The sequence below is a fragment of the Streptomyces flaveolus genome, from assembly GCF_000716535.1.
In the GTDB taxonomy this organism is placed as follows: domain Bacteria; phylum Actinomycetota; class Actinomycetes; order Streptomycetales; family Streptomycetaceae; genus Streptomyces; species Streptomyces flaveolus_A.
This window is the reverse complement of the sequence record NZ_JNWV01000217.1, coordinates 1-218: the sequence shown is the minus strand read 5'-3', so window position 1 is coordinate 218 and position 218 is coordinate 1. Positions and strand designations below refer to the sequence as shown.

Below are 218 nucleotides of genomic sequence, written 5' to 3'. Positions count from 1 at the left end.
CGATGATGTCGAGGGCGATCGCGGACTGCTCGGCGTTGCGCGGGGTGCGGCTGGACAGGAAGCGGGTGCTGCCGTGGCCGCGCAGGTAGGGGACGATGACGCGGTAGCCCAGGTCGGCGAGGAGCGGGGCGACGTCGACGTAGCTGTGGATGTCGTAGGGCCAGCCGTGCAGCAGGATGACCACCGGGCCGTGCGCCGGGCCGGCCTCGGCGTAGCCG

Annotated in this window: 1 protein-coding gene; it reads right to left on the bottom strand. The window is 72.9% G+C overall.

What is annotated here, in order from left to right; all coding sequences use genetic code 11:
• Nucleotides 1–218, bottom strand: a 218-nt coding sequence (locus OO52_RS45920) for an alpha/beta fold hydrolase (protein ID WP_030659618.1), incomplete at both ends; no start/stop codon positions are given.